The organism is Methyloprofundus sp., from assembly GCF_965251085.1.
Taxonomy (GTDB): Bacteria; Pseudomonadota; Gammaproteobacteria; order Methylococcales; family Methylomonadaceae; genus Methyloprofundus.
The window spans coordinates 4700965-4719274 of sequence record NZ_OZ252594.1; the positions used below are offsets into that span (position 1 = coordinate 4700965).

Annotated in this window: 16 protein-coding genes; 11 read left to right on the forward strand and 5 right to left on the reverse strand. The window is 41.8% G+C overall.

What is annotated here, in order from left to right; genetic code table 11:
- Positions 1-468: 468 nt before the first annotated feature.
- A complete protein-coding gene (locus ACQY3F_RS22215) occupies positions 469-1029 on the reverse strand; it encodes a sugar transferase (protein WP_428357301.1) in 561 nt (186 codons plus the stop codon).
- Positions 1030-1155: 126 nt separating this feature from the next.
- Complete coding sequence (gene dnaA, locus ACQY3F_RS22220) at positions 1156-2493, reverse strand: chromosomal replication initiator protein DnaA (protein WP_428357303.1); 1338 nt, start codon at positions 2491-2493, stop codon at positions 1156-1158.
- A 131-nt stretch (positions 2494-2624) separates the two neighbouring features.
- Here dnaA and ACQY3F_RS22225 point away from each other — a divergent pair, with 131 nt between their 5' ends.
- A complete protein-coding gene (locus ACQY3F_RS22225; RefSeq protein WP_428357305.1) occupies positions 2625-3452 on the forward strand; it encodes an SDR family oxidoreductase in 828 nt (275 codons plus the stop codon).
- A 36-nt stretch (positions 3453-3488) separates the two neighbouring features.
- Here ACQY3F_RS22225 and ACQY3F_RS22230 read toward each other — a convergent pair whose 3' ends face one another.
- On the reverse strand, positions 3489-3941 hold the full coding sequence (locus ACQY3F_RS22230; protein WP_428357791.1) for a DUF4136 domain-containing protein: 453 nt from the start codon (positions 3939-3941) through the stop codon (positions 3489-3491).
- A 168-nt stretch (positions 3942-4109) separates the two neighbouring features.
- Between ACQY3F_RS22230 and ACQY3F_RS22235 the strand changes: the two genes are divergently transcribed.
- Complete coding sequence (locus ACQY3F_RS22235) at positions 4110-4574, forward strand: hypothetical protein (protein ID WP_428353027.1); 465 nt, start codon at positions 4110-4112, stop codon at positions 4572-4574.
- 59 nt (positions 4575-4633) lie between these two features.
- Positions 4634-6367, forward strand: coding sequence for a putative transposase (locus ACQY3F_RS22240; RefSeq protein ID WP_428357307.1), 1734 nt, complete (start codon positions 4634-4636; stop codon positions 6365-6367).
- A 151-nt stretch (positions 6368-6518) separates the two neighbouring features.
- Here ACQY3F_RS22240 and ACQY3F_RS22245 read toward each other — a convergent pair whose 3' ends face one another.
- Both ACQY3F_RS22245 and ACQY3F_RS22250 read right to left on the reverse strand, forming a co-directional pair.
- Positions 6519-7598 (reverse strand): AI-2E family transporter, encoded by a 1080-nt coding sequence (locus ACQY3F_RS22245; protein WP_428357308.1) that lies wholly within the window; start codon positions 7596-7598, stop codon positions 6519-6521.
- 120 nt (positions 7599-7718) lie between these two features.
- Entirely contained in the window at positions 7719-8201 is a 483-nt protein-coding gene (locus ACQY3F_RS22250; protein ID WP_428357309.1) for a dihydrofolate reductase, read from the reverse strand.
- 108 nt (positions 8202-8309) lie between these two features.
- Here ACQY3F_RS22250 and ACQY3F_RS22255 point away from each other — a divergent pair, with 108 nt between their 5' ends.
- The 8 genes from ACQY3F_RS22255 (at position 8310) to ACQY3F_RS22290 (ending at position 18294) form a co-directional block, all read left to right on the forward strand.
- Positions 8310-8891 carry a PhnA domain-containing protein gene (locus ACQY3F_RS22255; RefSeq protein WP_428357311.1) on the forward strand — a complete coding sequence of 194 codons (582 nt, stop codon included), beginning with the start codon at positions 8310-8312 and terminating at the stop codon, positions 8889-8891.
- Positions 8892-9399: 508 nt separating this feature from the next.
- The gene (locus ACQY3F_RS22260; protein WP_428357313.1) at positions 9400-10602 is read left to right on the forward strand and encodes a hypothetical protein; all 1203 of its coding nucleotides are present in this window, start codon (positions 9400-9402) and stop codon (positions 10600-10602) included.
- A 475-nt stretch (positions 10603-11077) separates the two neighbouring features.
- Positions 11078-12961 carry an IS1634 family transposase gene (locus tag ACQY3F_RS22265; RefSeq protein ID WP_428357314.1) on the forward strand — a complete coding sequence of 628 codons (1884 nt, stop codon included), beginning with the start codon at positions 11078-11080 and terminating at the stop codon, positions 12959-12961.
- Positions 12962-13225: 264 nt separating this feature from the next.
- Positions 13226-13549: a hypothetical protein gene (locus tag ACQY3F_RS22270; RefSeq protein WP_428357315.1), complete on the forward strand. Its 324-nt coding sequence runs from the start codon at positions 13226-13228 to the stop codon at positions 13547-13549.
- A 34-nt stretch (positions 13550-13583) separates the two neighbouring features.
- Positions 13584-15194, forward strand: a complete 1611-nt coding sequence (locus ACQY3F_RS22275) for a GMC oxidoreductase (RefSeq protein WP_428357317.1) — start codon at positions 13584-13586, stop codon at positions 15192-15194.
- 1 nt (position 15195) lies between these two features.
- Positions 15196-16422 (forward strand): SDR family NAD(P)-dependent oxidoreductase, encoded by a 1227-nt coding sequence (locus tag ACQY3F_RS22280; protein ID WP_428357319.1) that lies wholly within the window; start codon positions 15196-15198, stop codon positions 16420-16422.
- 13 nt (positions 16423-16435) lie between these two features.
- Positions 16436-17320 (forward strand): carbohydrate deacetylase, encoded by an 885-nt coding sequence (locus ACQY3F_RS22285; RefSeq protein ID WP_428357320.1) that lies wholly within the window; start codon positions 16436-16438, stop codon positions 17318-17320.
- The gene (locus tag ACQY3F_RS22290) at positions 17317-18294 is read left to right on the forward strand and encodes a glycosyltransferase family 2 protein (RefSeq protein WP_428357321.1); all 978 of its coding nucleotides are present in this window, start codon (positions 17317-17319) and stop codon (positions 18292-18294) included. Before ACQY3F_RS22285 ends, ACQY3F_RS22290 begins: the two co-directional genes overlap by 4 nt.
- Positions 18295-18310: the final 16 nt, after the last annotated feature.

Below are 18310 nucleotides of genomic sequence, written 5' to 3' on the forward strand. Positions count from 1 at the left end.
TTTTCATTGTCATAGTGTAACAATAGACCAATATGACATTATAATTTGCATGGAGTTTAAAAAGTTATTCCCGATGACGTATAACTCTCAGCCATAGTAGAATAAAGATTAAAACATCAGTATGTTAAAAACCTCGTCATTCCCGAAGTCCTTTTATCGGGAATCTATGCTTCTCCAGTTAGATTTCTGCTTAAAACATGCAGGAATGACAACGTATAGCTGAGGAATATGGAGCATGTGGAATACGGAATATTCGTGGCACATATTTTATCGTGCTGAAGCTTGGGGGGGCAATGCTGTTGACTTAAGCCCTCTCTTGCATAAAAGGGTTGGGTGAGGAGGATAAAATCAAGCATTTTTAACCCCCCTCATCCCAACCTTCTCCCTCTGGAGAAGGCGTTTATTCTTAAGTTATTTCGTGCGCGTTCTTAAGAGAGTATGGGGACAAAACGGCTTATCTCAAAAGGTTTAATGCATTACCCCATGGCTGTTGAGAACTCTGAAGAAAGTTAACCATAGGATACTCAGATCTTTAGCGAAGGATCGGTTGTGCAGATACTCATCATCCAGTCTCACTTTTTCAGGGGTCGGCAATTCATCCCGACCATTAATTTGTGCCCAGCCGGTTAAGCCAGGAATTAGCTGATGGATACCTCGTTCGGTACGCAATACAATTAAATCATGCTGATTAAATAGGGCGGGCCGTGGCCCGACAAAGCTCATTTCGCCTTTAAAAATATTCCATAATTGGGGTAATTCGTCCAGGCTGGTTTTACGCAAAAAATTGCCGATCGGAGTCAATGCTTTATGTGGATCGTTTAGTAAATGGGTTGCAACTTCAGGTGTATCAGTTTTCATACTCCTAAATTTAGGCATTTTAAACAAGTCGTTGTTTATACCTACTCGATCTGACCAGTATAAAACTGGGCCTGGTGACGTGAGTTTGACTAGTAGTGCAATTATTAGGCAGGGGGCGCTAATAATAATTAAAACAAATATCGCTAAAATAATGTCAAAAGCTCTTTTCATGTTTCTTTGCTTATTAAATATTAGGCTGTGGATTAGCTTTTATAAATAGCACAGTGCATCGGGAGTCAAAAAGCGTTAGCTTTTTTCTAGTGACAGCAATAGCTATCGCACTCTTCTTTATTAAAATTAATGCGATAAAGTACGCAATAAATTTGCATAATCTTCATCCACCTTATAATCAGTGGAACGTAATGCCTTAATTCGTTTACAGGCATTAATTACGGTGGTATGGTCGCGGCCACTAAAGGCATCGCCAATTTCTGGGAGGCTATGGCTGGTTAATTCTCTTGCCAGTGACATGGCGATTTGTCGTGGGCGTGTGACTGATTGTTTGCGGCTTTTGGATAATATATCCGCGATCCTGATCTTGAAATATTCGGCGACCGTTTTTTGAATATTTTCTATGCTGACCAGTTTATCTTGTAGCGAGATTAAGTCATGCAATGCTTCTTTAGCAAAATCAATGGTAATATCCGCTCTGGTAAACTGAGCATTGGCCAGAACACGGCGTAATGCGCCTTCCAGATCTCGTACATTGGATGGAATCCGCTTACCTATAAAAAAAGCCACTTCATGATCCAGTTCTACGCCATTTTGCAGAGCTTTATTCATTAGAATTGCTGCGCGTGTTTCCAGATCGGGTGGCTCGACTGCAACGGGTAGGCCCCAGCCAAAGCGAGATTTTAAACGATCCTCAAGGCCTTCAATTTCCTTAGGGTATTTATCGCAGGTTAGAACAACCTGGTTTTTCTTTTCCATTAGCGTGTTAAAGGTATGAAAAAACTCTTCTTGCGAGCGCTCTTTTCCGGCAAAAAACTGGATATCATCGACAAATAATGCATCAACATTGCGGTAATATTCTTTAAAGGCATTGATACTGTTTTGCTGGAATGATGTGACCATATCCTGAACAAATTTTTCTGAATGTAAATACACTACATTTGCATTAGGGTTTTTTGCTAGAATTGCATTTCCGATGGCATGCATGAGATGCGTTTTACCTAATCCTGAAGCGCCATAGATCAGCAAAGGATTATAGGCTTTGCCGATATTTTCAGATACCTGTATGGAAGCGGCTTTGGCTAATTGATTGGACTTACCTTCTACAAAATTCTCAAAGTTAAAAGCAGTGTTAATAAAGGTTGGCGTCTTTTTCTTTTTCTGTGGCTCCCTAGCCGGGCCAGTGGTGCGCGTGTTTCGATTGACTATTTCGGCAGATTTAACATTTTTTGAGCCTATCTCCATTTTTACAGTATATTGACCGCTGGAGAATTCATAGACGGCATCTTCAATCTTGCCCAGGAAATGATCTTTTACATGCGCAATAATAAACTGATTAGGTGCTAGAAGTGTAATGACATCTTTTGCTTCTTGCGCTTGTAATGGTCGAATCCAGGTGTTTAAATCATTTGTAGAGATTTCATTTTCAAGACGGGACAGACAGGAATTCCAGATTGAGCTCATTAAATGATTCGTAAGATTAAGTAAACAGCAGGCGCTGTTAGAAATAAGAAAAAACAAGGTCTGAAGCATACTTCAGTTGTCATAAATCATAGCATAAAAGTGCAAATCACTCTTACATAATTAAGACCAAAATGACCACACAAACTATATTAATTACGGGCTGCTCGACTGGAATAGGCTATCGAGCGGCAGTTATGTTAAAGCAACGTGACTATCGGGTTATAGCTTCTGCCCGAAAAACTGAAGATGTTACGCGTTTGATAGATGAAGGTTTTGAGGCGGTACAGCTGGATTTAGCCGACAGTGATAGTATCCAGAATGCAGTCAAGCAAGTTATCGCATTAACAGATGGCAAAATTGATGGCTTATTTAATAATGGTGCTTTTGGACAGCCGGGTGCGGTAGAGGATTTAACGCGCGATGTTTTACGCGAGCAATTTGAGACTAATTTGTTTGGTACACATGAGCTGACTAACCTGATTATTCCCCTAATGCGCGCGCAGGGCAATGGGAGGATTATTTATAATAGCTCGGTTTTAGGGTTTATCGCCATGACTTATCGAGGGGCTTATAATGCTAGTAAATTTGCTTTGGAAGGGCTGGTGGACACACTACGACTGGAATTGCATGGCACTAATATTCATCTTTCTCTAATTGAACCGGGGCCTATTAGCAGTGATTTTCGTAAAAATGCTTTTGCTTTATATCAAAAAAATATAGATCCGGCTAATAGCCCGCATCAACAAACCTATCAGAATATGGAAGTGCGTCTGCAGAAAAAAGGTCCTGCAGTGCCTTTTACCTTACCAGCAGATGCGGTGGTGCAGAAAGTAATTCATGCTATGGAGTCAAAGCGACCTAAAATCCGTTATTATGTGACCTTCCCAACCTATCTATTTGGCTATTTAAAAAGAGTTTTACCCACGGTTTTACTTGATTATTTAGCACGTAAAGTTTAACTTTTTCCTAATCGTCAAAAACCCATAGCAATAGACTTAAAAAAATGATTTTCTAGTGAGTGCCTTAAACATTTCAGTAATTGTATAATCAATACGCTTAAGCACTATTTCTTTACTATCATGTTGCTGTATCTCGGCTTCCGCTTTACTAATCCAGATAATATTGTTTGTAGCCGTGTCAATTAAAACGACCATTAATGCGGCATCAGGTACATTTGTTAGCACAGCCAGTTTAGAATCGGGATCATTTTTTAATTTCAAGGCCTGCATATTTGCGCCGAGCTGGAATGAAACGGCTAATTCCGGGTTCGAACTACTAAGATATAAGCCATGGTCGCTCAGTTCTCGATCAATAAAAAATTTAATTTCTCCTGCGATATCCAGGCCGGAAGGCTGCCATTGACCACTGGGATCATTTAACGTCGTGACAGTCTCTAGCCAGGCATAACTTTGGTATTGACTGAGGTCGGCATTTAAACCTAATTCCAGACATCTTGATTCGCTATCCTAAAAGAAATCCATTAAAACTTAAACTAGGCAATATAATTAAAGGGTTAGGGAATTATTGTCAAATGATTGATATTTTCAGCTAAAGAAATGAAAATGGTACTCATTTAGGTTAAACTAAGCCCTCATATCATACGAGGTATTCAATTAATGCAGCAACTCATGCTCCCAATAATTCCTCAGGGTACGACTATTATAAATGGTCAGGTCAGTGTTGATAACCGAAATGATGAGTGGTTTTATTTCCTCGGCGGTATCCCGATCTATTCTCACCAGGCTGACAATAAGAGATTATTTAGACTTCACACCTCTCAACTCATCAATACCGGCTCCTGTCGTTCAATCGATATTATTACAACCTTTGGTGTCTCTAAAAGTAGTGTTATGCGCTCATTAAGGCAACTACGAGAAAAAGGGGCTGATTCGTTTTTTGAACCTCGCCCGACTCGCAAGGGAGGACCACTCTTTACGCTTGAGGTTTTGCAGCAAGCTCAGGAATATCTGGATCAAGGTATGACGCCTAACGAAGCCGCTAAAGAATTAGGCATCCGGGCAGATACCTTTCGCAAGGCGATCAGTGATGGACGTTTAAAAAAAAGTCTGCCGCATCAATAGACCCCAATGATGGCAGTACCAAATCAGCCCGTGATATTATAGATGCCAATGCAGCCGATGTGCTTGGTACGGCCTGCACTCGAGTAGAAGAGCGAATCCAGGCTGCTTTGGGTGAGCAGGAAAAGGGAGCCTCAATCGAATTCGAATCCTGTTTAGATGTTCCTAAAGGCGGTGTGTTATGTGCATTGCCCGCGTTACTTGGCAATGGCTTATTAAATGACATTGAGCGCCACCTGGGCAAACTGACAGGTTATTATCAAACCTTTCATATCCTATTGCTACTCGCCTTTATGGGACTATGTCGCATCAAAAATGCCGAACAACTTCGCGAGCATGCACCGGGTGAATTCGGCAAACTACTTGGCCTGGATCGGGTTCCCGAAGTGCGCTGTTTAAGAACCAAAGTAAAAGGACTGTCTGATCCAGAATCAGTTGAAAGCTGGGCGGCCGACCTCAGTCGACAATGGATGGAAAATGAACCAGAGGCAGCAGGAACACTCTACATAGATGGTCATGTCCGTGTCTATCATGGACACTTGACTAAACTTCCCAAACGGCATGTTTCACGCGAAAAACTCTGCTTACGGGGTATCACCGACTACTGGGTTAATGATGGTACGGGGCGTCCCTTCTTTGTCGTTGAAAAAACGGTGGATCCGGGCTTACTAAAAACGCTGGAAGAAGATATCGTCCCCCGATTACTCAAAGACATTCCGAATCAACCGAGTGCACAAGCATTACAGCAAAACAAACAAGCCTGTCGTTTTATCCTGGTGTTTGATAGAGAAGGCTATAGCCCCGCATTCTTTAGAAAGATGTGGGACAAGCATCGTGTCGCTTGCATGACCTATCATAAATTTCCCACCGAAAATTGGCCACTGGACAATTTTTCCAGTCAGGAGATCACCCTACCGAGTGGTGAAAAAGTCATCATGAAACTCGCCGAACGAGGCAGTCTGGTTGGAACTGGAAAACAGGCGATGTGGATGAGAGAAGTGCGCAAGTTGACTGATTCTGGTCACCAAACCAGTATTATTACCACAGCCTATGAACTAGAATTGACGGCTGTTTCTGGGCGAATGTTTAGCCGGTGGTGCCAAGAGAACTTTTTTAGATATATGAAGCACCACTATGGGCTAGGTATGCTACAGGAGTATGGAATAGAGCCACTATCCGATACCCAAAAGGTGGTCAACCCTGATAGGCGCCAACAGGAAGGACAGCGTAATTCGATACAATCCAAACTCAATTACCGTCTATCTCGATTTGCAGCGATGGAACTTCATCCGGTGATTAAAAAAGATGAAACGGAAGATGTGAAATACAAGAAATGGGAAAGAAAACGAGCAGAATTACTCGAAGAAATAGAGCATTATGAAAATGAACTAAAAACCATCAAGGAACAACTAAGCCAAACGCCCAAACACATTACCTGGCAAGAGTTGAGAGACGAAGATAAGTTCGAACAGCTTCTGCCAGGGAAAAAGCGGCTGATAGATACTGTCAACATGATCGCTTATCGGGCAGAAACAGCAATGGCCGCTCTGCTAACCTCACCGACAATCGACTTTCCGATGGCAAGGCAACTATTACAAACGCTGTTTGTGACAGAAGCAGATATATTACCCGATGAAGTAAAAAAACAACTTCGGATACGTGTGCATAGTACTTCCCGACCTGCAAGTAATAAAGCAATAGAAAAGTTATTTGAACAACTCAATCAAACGGAACTCAATTATCCAGGAACCGATCTGCGCTTAATTTATGAGCTGACTTCATCCGCAAAAAATTAGGAAATGGTCTCAAATTAGTTTCGTCTGAATCAAGATGTCTGAGTATAGGAAGCGCACCCGGCAAATAAGAACAGCAGGGGAATCGTAAAAAAGAGTTGTCTCATAAAAGCTTATCCTTTGGGGTATTGAGTATCCTGATTGGTAAATAAGCTCATTGCTGTTGTGCCTCTTTATCCAGCCATGCCATAAATATCTCATAACCCAATGCCAGTGTAATCGCGCCAACAAATAGTCCTAGAATACCAAACCACATCATGCCACCAATGGCACCGAGCAGGATAACTAGTGTTGGAGTATCCATTCCTCGACCTAGAAGTAAGGGTTTCAGAAAGCTATCGCTCATGCTTACAACCAGGCTCCATATAGTGAATATGACTGCAGGGGTAGTATCAGCCACAGAGAAGACATAAAAAATTGCAGGAAGAAGGACTAAAAGAGGCGGTAATTGAGCCACGGCAAGAATAAGTATAAAGATTGTCCAGAGTCCCCAGCCTGGTATATCCATAACATACATGCCCATACCTCCTAGAACAGCCTGAATAACGGCAACTCCAAGTACTCCCTGAGCAACACTTCTGATGGTTGCGGTGGCCAGGGTCGTAAATTGCAGGCCTTGTTCATCGTCTGTAAGGCGTGAAGCTATTTTCACTGTTACAGCATAGGCTTTTCTGGTGTTGGCTAAAAAAATGCCAGAGATGATAATGGATAAAATGAATTGTAAAATACTACCACTGACACCAGCAATGGCAGAAATAAAAGCCTCACCCAGTTTTTTGATTTGTGCGGTATTTTGTCTTAATGTATCTTCTAGATTATTCGAAGCTTGACTCCAGACCGCATAAACTTTATCACCAATCAAGGGCCATTCGCTAACACTTTTGTTGGGCGGGGGGATCTCCAGCGTGCCCTCACTAAAACCTTTAGCCAGATGGGCGGATGTCTCTACCAGTGAACTAGTGATCATGATGGAAGGAGCAATCAATAAGCTTAAGGCGAGCAATGTATATAAAGTTGCCGCTAGCTTATATCGCTCTCCCAGTACGATACTTAGCCGGTTATAAAGTGGATAAATGGCAACCGAAATAATGATACCCCATACAACAATAATCATAAAAGGTCTAATAATTTCAAAGCACAATCCAATAATGACAAAAATTAAAGCGATACGAATGACCACTTCAATTACTTTATTGGTAAATAGTTTTTCTTCTTGGTCTTTAGTTACGTTCATTGGCATACCTTTATTTATTCAAATCAATATAAACTGTAGGACATGATTTTCGCCTGCCTTTAGTAAGCTATATAGACAATGGCGAGCTAAACCCTCATCCTACTCGTATAGCATAAATACTTATTTTTCATAGACAATAAAACTATAGTTAAAAGTAACATTGTTATCATTATTAATATCTTCGCGAGCTATTTCATGCCATTGTTCCAGGTTAATTTCCGGAAACCAGGTGTCGCCATCAAATGCCTGTTGAATTTCAGTAATATATAATTTATCGGCTCGCTCTAAAGTCGCCTCATATAAGGTTGCGCCACCGATAACAAATACTTCGTCAATCTCAGCACAGCTTTGTAGCGCGTTATCAAGATTATTAAAAACAAGACAACCCGGTTGCTGATAATCTGGATTGCGACTGATAATAATATTTTGCCGGCCGGGCAGTGGACGGCCGATGGATTCAAATGTTTTTCGCCCCATAATAATAGGGTGATCCATAGTGATTTTCTTAAATTTCTTAAGATCGGCAGATAAGTACCAGGGCATTTGCTTATTTAAACCAATGGTCCGATTTGATGCCATGGCGACTATGAGCGATAGTTTCATTTGTTGGTTTTTTCCCGGTTAATATGAGATGAAATAGTACATGATTTTTGCTATGGCTATAGAAAAAAAGGGATAATAGGCTTTATATATTTAATAAAGAGTCTTTTTATGAGTACTGAACAAACTTTGTTACAACGTAGTGATTCCAAATGTGAGCTATGTGCGGCTGAACAAAACCTGGTTGTTTATAACGTTCCACCTGATAATGAAGACAGTGCTGAAAAATCAGTCTTATTATGTGACATATGCGTACAGCAGATTGCCAACACAGCAACCATGGATGCAAGCCATTGGCGTAGTCTTAAAGATAGTATGTGGAATCCAGAGCCTGCTGTTCAGGTTATGGCATGGCGAGTACTCCAGTGTTTATCGGCTGAGTCCTGGGCACAGGATTTATCTGAAATGCTTTATTTAGAGCCCGAAGTTCTTAGCTGGGCGGAGTCAGCAAGCTTGAGTAGCAGTGCAGAGGATGATGTTGTAGCGACTGTGGACAATAACGGCACTCAATTACTCGCAGGGGATACGGTTACATTAATTAAAGATTTAGATGTAAAAGGTGCGGGGTTTACGGCCAAGCGAGGCACCGTCGTGAAAAGTATTTCTTTGACAGATAACCCGAAACATATTGAAGGCCGTGTTAATGGCGTACGCATAGTGCTGGTTGCGGACTATCTGAAAAAGGCCGGTTAAAAGCCCTGCTTTTCTCATTTCCATACTTTAGAAAAGGGCCTGATACAGACGATTATAGAAATCCCGTGAACTATACTTCGCACGGCCACGGGTGCGGTTTCTAGCGGCCGATTTTTGCCGATAGCTGCGTTACTGAGACTTTGCGTAGCTAACTATGCGCCTGTTTCAGCGCCTTGCTCGCAACAAAAATCGACTCGTTATAACAGCGCAACCGTGGCCGCGCGAAGTATAATGCAAGCCTGCGCAGGTACAGTGTTACTTCTTTTGAGGTGGCGAATTTTACATGTGTATTGATAAGCTTTGGTCTTTTGTATGAACAGCTTTCATGGCCCTTGAATAGATAATTTAATTTAGCAACGTACAGAATATGACTAGTAATGAACAGAGTTCCCCTCAGCCTTTTATAACAAAACACTTTCATTTACTCTTTATTGGTATTTTTATAGTAGGCCTTTTACTTGCATTTCTATATAGCAGCCAGCAAATCGTAGGCCCTTCCCAGAAGCAAATGTTAATTAAGGGCTATATGGGAGCCATTCAGGATATATGGCTCAGTTATGGTAATACGGCAAGCTCTCTTGGCAATGTCCCCGGGTCTCTTTCGGCCTATATAATCGGTGCGCCACTGAAAATCTGGCTTTCGCCCTGGGCGCCCATGGGGTTTCTTATTTTCTTGCATATCGGGTCTTTTCTGCTTTTTGATTCGGTTATAAAGAAAATATTTGACCCGCAGATTCGCTTGGTCTTTATGGTCATTTACTGGCTAAATCCATGGTTTTTATTTGAGAATACTCTCTGGAACCCCTCTTACTTGTCTTTCTTTACTGCCTTGCATTTCTGGACAGCATTTCAAATGCAGCACAAGAAGTCATTTTTGTATTCATTTTTGCACCTGCTTGCTATTGGTATGGCCATGCAATTACATTACTCTTGGCCAATTTTAGCCGTGATCTCAAGTTTTTTGTTTTATAGAGGAATTATCAAAATTCACTGGTTAGGCTTAATAACTTCGGCTGTGGTCATTTTGATATCTTTAATCCCTTACTTGCAAGAATCACTTATTAATCAGGGGATTCCTAAAAATGAAGGTAATGAAAGCGATGGGCGGTATATAGGTTGGGGAGGGGTGCATGTATACCCTGTTTTGAAAGCATTTTATTACTGGCTCAGATATGCTTCTTTTCTGTTTACCAATAAAATTGTTCTAGGGGCTAGTTTTAATGCCTTATCTGCTAATACATTAGTGCAGACGGTTACCCTGTATTCATGGCGCGGTCTACTTTTTGCTATGGGCGGCCTCTCGTTATTGTTTACCCTGAAAGCCAATTATGCCGCCTGGATAAAAATTAAACCTTTTATAACCAGAAAAAATGCAGCGGCTGAATTAAGTCATGAAAAATGGTTACTGCTCTATGTTGTCGGTACGCTATTCGCGGTATTATTAAGTTCTGCCCTCTCCCCGATTATCTTTAGCTTCTGGCACCTTCTTATCGTTTTTCCGATAGCGCTGTTTCCCGTTTTAAGCTTCGTTAATGATTGGGCAAAGAATAATGAAAAAAAGCTGCCAAAATATCTGTTGCTTATCTTTTGCTATTTCATGCTGGTTAATTTGGTTGCCGCGAATGATAGCAAGAAATATTCCTACTCTCTTAGTTATTCGCAACAGGCAATGGCATATATTCAAGAACAAAACCTGCAAGAACCTGATTAACTCCCTTTGCTCTTTACGATTGTATATGGCTGCTTTATTACGCCACTCTAATACTCTCCAAACTAGCCTATCACAGACTTTGCGCTGTTAGAGGGAGCTTCCTGTTTAAGGTTTATTCTTATACGGGGGGAGTATATACTAGGAGGCTGTCCGAGAGTAGAAACCGTCGCGAGGGAAAGCTATTCTCGGGCAGCCTCCTAGGGCTTTTGGCTTGCTATGTAGAGCTGTGAAAGTCAAAAAAACAGGCATCGTGTTTTTTGGTTTTTGAGATAAAGGTAATTAGAAAAAAAGCTTTTTCATCTTTAACCCATCTTCGTCACTTTTATCTTTCCAAGTTATTGATTTATCGTTCGCATAAAATTTTCATCAAAAAAGCTCCTTTAAAATCAAAGGTGTTTTTTTTGAGGCTCCTGTAGTGCCATTTTAGTTTGCTCTGCCTATTGATTTTTCCTGGTTTTTCCTTGATGCTAGTGGCATGTATATTCGAAGAACCAAAACAAAGAGTCTGGAAGACGGCTCCGCTTATTTCACTTACCGCATTGTTGAGTCTTTTCGTATAGGGAAACAAGTCAAGCAACGCACATTGCTCAATATAGGTGCGGACTTTACTATCGAGAAAAAGTATTGGCCCCTGCTAACGGCCAGAATTGAACAATTACAACAAGGTTCGGAACCCCATCAGGAAGAGCTATTCCATTTAGCTGATGATTTAAATCAACTGCTGGAAGCAACGGCTCAACGCTATAGCGCACTGATGACTGCAAAACTGTCACAACCACTAGACTCACAAAGCTCAGAACGGGATTATCATTCTGTTGATATTAACCATGTCGAAGCCATTAATGCCCGCAGTATAGGCGTGGAAACCTTGGCACTGCATGCTGCACAGCAATTGCAGCTAGATGAGAAACTCACAGCACTGGGCTTTAATAAAATCGATACGGTGACAGCACTGGGCAGTATCATCGGACGTATAGTTTCACCCGGCAGTGAATTGAAAACACATGATTGGTTGCAAAATCGAACGGGGCTGGGTGAGCTGCTGGATCATGACTACGGCAATACAAGCCTGACACGATTATATACGGTCAGTGACAAGTTACTCAAACACCAGGCAACTCTTGAATCATTTCTGGCTAACCGCGAGCAGACTTTATTCAATTTAAACCGCAAGATTGTATTGTACGATCTGACCAATACTTATTTTGAAGGCCAATGTACCCAAAACCCGAAAGCGCAATTCGGTCGCTCCAAAGAGAAACGCACAGACTGTCCACTAGTGACCCTGGGGCTGATTTTGGATGGTGACGGTTTCCCATTGAGTAGTCAGGTTTTTCCCGGCAATGCCAGTGAGCCCGCGACTCTGAAGCTCATGCTTGAGGGACTGCGAGACAAGGATCCCTTTCATCAAATAAAGCCGGTGGTTATCATGGATGCCGGCATTGCCAGTGCCGACAATGTTGCCTGGTTAATCGAACAAGATTATCATTATCTCGTCGTCAGTCGAGAACAGCACGTAAAAAACCCAAGAGACCAGGAAAGCCCGGTAACAGTCAGGGATACCCCGGACAGTAATGTCGTTGTGTATCGTGAAGTTGATCCAGAAACCAGGGAAACCCGACTCTATTGTCACTCAGAACAAAAGGCAAAAAAAGAACAAGGTATCCGTAACCGCTTTCATGTTCGTCTGGAAGAAGCCCTGGAAAAACTGCACACGGGCCTGAGCAAAAAAGGCACCCTTAAAAAATACGACAAAATACTGGAACGTATCGGCCGGCTACGTGAAAAACATAGCCGCGTTGCTGCTGACTACACCATCAACGTCATGGCGGATGACAAAAAAAACAAAGCCACCAGTATCGAATGGAAACGTAAATCTGAAAGTGACCAGAAAGATCAACACTGTGGTGTGTACTGCCTAAGAACAAATATCCCTGACTGGTCGGAAGAACAGTTATGGACGACCTATACCATGCTCACAGAGATTGAAGCGACCTTTAGAAGCCTGAAAACCGAACTGGGTTTGCGCCCTGTCTACCACCAAAAAGAAGACCGGGTTACCGGACACCTATTCATTACATTATTAGCTTACCACTTGGTACATACACTGCGTTATCAGCTTAAACTGCAGGGCATTCATCTAAGCTGGGAAAGCATTCGCAACATTATGTCGACCCAGCAACGTTTGACCATTACCTTACCCACTGATAACGATACAATCATTCACTTGCGAACCACAAGCAAAGCAGAAACCAGACAAAAACAAATCTATACTGCTTTGAATATTAACCCCGACCCGATAGGAAAAATTAAAACGACCGTTGATATGAAATCTGTAGTGCCAACTGAGACCGATTGAAAAATTTAACTCATTGAAATAATGGGGAATTGACTGTATAAGTCACGAAGATGGGTTAAGATGACTTGTATCCTGTATGTACCCGAGCATAATTAATTTAACAAATTTTACGCAGAATTTATTTTCATTTTCAAGGCGCATACACGGCGCAGTGTGGCTACGCAACTATTTATACAACGCTGAAAATGAGAAAAAAGACCAGTAAAATGTTGGATTAATTATGCTTGGGTACTTATATCCACCTTAGTTAAGGAAAGTTTTTAAATGTCCCATATATGGCTAGTTTTAATCGCTGTTTTTGCCACGTCTTTAGCGCAGGCTCTGCTAAAAAAATCTTCAGTCTACGATGTCAGCACAGCCTACTGGATTTTTTTTATGGGCATAAGTGCGGTTGCTTATGGGATATCTTTTATCTTATATTCCCGAATACTGCAGTACTTCCCGCTAAATAAAATCTATCCAGCAATGACAGTAGGCCAGATTATTCTTGTTACTATCTATGGGGTATGGATAGGAGAAATTATTGGTCTTCGACATTCTATTGGATTGATGTTTGGACTGTTATCAATTTACCTGATCCTGAGTTGAGAAACATTATTAGCTTAATAAATCTTGAGATTACATGAAAAAGATAATCGTTGTAGGAGCTGGTGTTTCTGGGGCCCATGCTGCATTGACTCTTTTAGAACGTAAATTTGATGTAGAACTCTGGGACGTTGGGCGTGAGGAAAGTCCATTTCCAGAGGCAGAGACTACGTTTCATCAGTTAAAAAAGACGCTTGATGACCCCACTGCTTATTTCCTTGGTAAAGACTTATCCGCATTAATTCCTCCCGCTACTGATGAACTGCTCCGATATCCACCTTCCAGGCATTTTTTAACGTCACAAGATGACTCCCTCTGGGGCTTCAATTCGGAAAGCTTTTTCCCTTATGGCTCTTTAAATAAAGGCGGACTGGCAAATGGCTGGGGGGCAAATGCGTTATCCTTCGATGATGATGATCTTGGCGATTGGCCCATTTCTTCTACTGAAATGCAAGCGGCCTATAAAAGCGTTTATAAACGTATTGCAGTTGCGGGGCCTGATAAAGATGATTTAAGCCCCTTCTTATCAGGTGCATATCCGTCCCAATCTGCCATACAAATGTCCAGAGTAGATCAAAGGATATTGCAGACCTATAAGAAAAATAGCAAAACGTTTAACAAGATGGGGGTTAGAATTGGTCAGGCAAGGCTCGCTGTTGTTACCGATCCGCTGCGAGATGATGCTTGCGATTACTGTGAGCGGTGTTTATGGGGCTGCCCGAGGCAATCAATTTATAATCCTGTGAGTACACTTGAAGAGTGTGCAAAGTATGCAGGCTTTAATTATATATCAGGGCGATATGTACTCTCTCTGTTGTCGAGTGAACGCAGAATTTGCGGCATTCGTTATCTGGATACCAAGACTCAGGAAATTCATGAAAGCACCTGTGATACGGTATTTCTTGCCGCTGGGGCATTGCAGACAGGTGGCGTTTTTCTACGTACCCTAAAGTCAGCGTATCCTGAACTGTCAACTGAGACCGAAGGCTTAATGGATACCCAGGTTATTAAATTACCCTATGTGGCACTGCGAAATATTGGCCAGGCTGTGGAAGAGCGGTCATTTCAATTTAATCGATTAATTATGGGCATTGTTAATGCATCTCCTGCACATGATTCCTGGCCACGCTACCTGCACGGTGAAATGCTACAACTGACTAGTTTAATCTATCACCCCCTGATTGAATCATTGCCCTTTGATGCTAAGCTATCAAAACAACTTTTTTTCACCTTAAAGTCAGCACTTGGGACAGTGAGTTTATTTTTTCCTGATAAAATAACGTCGAATAATAAACAGTTGCTCGTGGACGAGGGCGGTAGGTGGGATAAGATACAGCTTCAATACACTGAGACGGCTGAGAGTAAACGCTATGTCGAGCAGTCTGTTGCCACTGTGCGTAAAGCGCTGTGGCGACTGGCTTGTATTCCGCAAGGGATAATTCAATCGCCTTTTGGAAGCGGAATACATTACGCAGGTACTGTGCCTATGGGAAATGGTCCTAAAAAGTGTGATAAAAATGGCCAGGCAAACCTTTTTTCTAATCTGTATATTGCTGATGGTGCCGCTTTCCCCTCCTTACCCAGTAAATCTATTACCCTCTCTCTAGCCGCGCATGCGACAAGAGTTGCCCAGAATGCAAAGTTGTAACATGACAAATAGTCCTCTTTTTCCACTGTGGCAGGTTGACCCGCAGGAATATAATGCGATTTGCGCTTATCTGGATATTTCTCCACAACCGCAGCTCTTTGATAAGCTAGCCGATTATCTGCTGCAGGCTCCTTTTGTTTTTACCCGACCGAAAGGTTTTGCCTTGTTTCTGGCTAAACCAGGCCTGAGTAAATTTCGCATTGCCCGGCTGGACATGCTGAGTAAGTTCTTGTTTAGGGATCATCCAGTAAGATTTATTTTAAATGCTGTGATTGCTTTGCATGAGTGTGATGGCAAAGGCTATGTCGAATTATCTGCTGCGCCTGTAGGCTGGCAGGTTCCATTTTCACTGCTCAGGTGGGGTGCTGGTTTTGTGCTTTCACTGGCCATCACAATGGTCTGGTTTTTCTGGAATTATATGAAATATTTAATAGCTCTGCCATTTCAGGCAAAGAATGATTTATCTGGAAAGCGGGTTTTGATCACCGGGGTTAGTCGTGGCTTAGGCCTGGAGATTCTTTTATACTCCCTACAGCAGGGCGCTGACGTAGTGGGCACAGTAAGAAATCGTCAAGCGTATGCTGAATTAATCGCTCAATTACCCGAAACAGCGCCGGTAAAGCTTGTTATCGCAGATTTATCGCAAGTAAATGGCATAACCCAAGCGCTACAAGAAAACCAGATTACATCTGATTCAATAGATATTGCGGTGTTATGTGCAGGCATAAAACATTCTGATACCTCCGTTTTATCTCTAGAGAAAATAAGAGAAACTTTTCAGGTAAACTGTTTTTCCAGTATGGAATTATCTAAATGGTTATGTTGTGCAGAGCATAAAACCTCATTAGTGCTGATTTCAAGTATTGGCCGCTGGCATGGTATGCACTCAAGTGCTGGCTACAATGCTGCCAAGTCTGCACTGAGTATATGGGGAGAAAGTCTAGAAATGGAACTTTACGCTATGGGTCGAAAAGATTGCAGTATCATGATCGTTGAACCGGGAATTTTTGAATCGGGGATGATGAAGAAATCGGCGAGCAGTCAGTTTCTATTTGCCTCCCGAAGAAAGCTGGCTGAAAGAATTATTTGCGGCGCGCTGGCCGGTAAGAAAACGTTACGCTACCCCTACTGGTTTGCGTTACTAACATGGACGATATGCCTTGGCGGGCGAAATTTTCAAAATTATTTTTTTGCCAGAGCGCGTAAGTCTATAGGAAAAGAACAATAAGCTGAGTGATTCAATGAGTGCAAAATATCTTATAATCAATGCCGATGACTACGGCTTTTATGCATGTACCAGCAAAGGCATTTTGCAAGGTGCAGAGCATGGTGCAATTACAGCGACGGGCTTTATGGCTAATAGCCCTGGTTTTGAAGAGTATGCGCAATGGTTAAAGCCAGTTACTGAATTAGATACCGGGGTACACCTCAATATTAGTTATGGAACGCCTTTATCTATAGAACTGGCGGACTATTTAAGTCCATGGCAGGGAGAATTTCCCGGTAAATTAAGCATGGTTCGCGCTATATTAAGCGGTAAGTTGCCTGTACCGATGATAGAGAAAGAGTGGCGCTTGCAAATTGAACGATGCTTAAGACAGCAGATTGATATCAAGTTTTTAAATTCTCATGAGCATCTGCATATGCTGCCACCTCTTTACAAAATTTTCTGTCAGCTAGTTAATGAATTCCAGTTGTTTAATAGCCGCAAGACTCTGTCAGAGTGGCACACCCCGTTAACCTTTGGGGCTTTGTTTAGAAATTCTGCACTCTCTGCTATTAATGTTTTTAATTCTCAACAATCGATGCCTCAGTCCCCTAAGTTATTAGGCTTGAATGCAAGTGGTCATTTAACGATTGCTTATTTAAACAAAATTTTTGGCTCTCTCAAATCAGGCCAAGTCTATGAATTAATGTGCCATCCCGGGTATTTTGATAGAGATGAAATCACCGATCCTGATTTACTAAGGTACCATCGCTGGGAAGTTGAGCTTAATCTTCTGTTAAGTGACGAGTTTGGTCAATTGTGTGTGCAGCACGGGATCGAACTTATTAATTATCGGCAGCTGGATGAATTAAATAGAAAAAAACATAATCTTTTGTCCGGCCTGGAGCATACGAAATGAAAACAGTTAACGCTTTGCTGAGCATTGTTATTCCATCTCACAATGAAGCAGTGGGAATTCAGCATAGCATCAAAGAAATAGAAAATGTCGCCAAAAAATGTTCTATTGCTTATGAAATTATTGTTGTGGATGATGGTAGTAACGATGGTACTTATGAAAAAGTTATTGAGTTAGTGAAGCAGGGAAAGCATACACTAAAGGCCATTAAATTAAGTCGAAATTTTGGTAAGGAAGCCGCGATTCTAGCGGGGCTAACAAATGCTAAGGGAGATTGTGTGATTACTATAGATGCTGATTTGCAGCATCCACCGGAAATAATTCCCGAGATGATTGCAGCATGGAAAGATGGTGCGCATATTGTCAGTGCAGTCAAAGATAACCGCTCTAAGGATAGTTTTATTGTGCGGCTTAGGGCTAAGCTTTTTAATGCATTACTCTCGAGTTTAGGGGGGATTGATATTCGACACTCATCAGATTTTAAATTACTGGACCGAGAGGTTGTCAATGTCATTTGTTATCAATTTCCTGAGAAAATAAGGTTTTACCGAGGCTTAACAGATTGGGTAGGCTTTAATCATCAGGTGATTCCCTTTACGGTAGCAAGCCGCAATGCGGGTGAAGGAAAGTGGACGTTGGGGAGTTTAATTGAGCTGGCAGCTACTGCAATCATTTCATTTACGAGTGCGCCATTGCGTATTATTACAATCCTTGGTTCTATTACCCTTGTTTTTGGGTTTATAGTTGCTGCGGACGCACTCTGGAACTGGTTTAATGATGAAGCTGTTTCAGGTTTTACCACGACTATTGGTACCTTGTTAATTTTAGGTAGTTTTATCATGATCAGCCTGGGCATTATCGGCGAATATATTGCCAAGATTTATGATGAAATTAAAGCCAGACCCGCTTATTTAATTGAAGATAAGCAAGGCTTTAGTCAAGAGCCAGCGGAATCCACACCGTTTGAGAATAGTTGAACCTGTTTACTTAGGC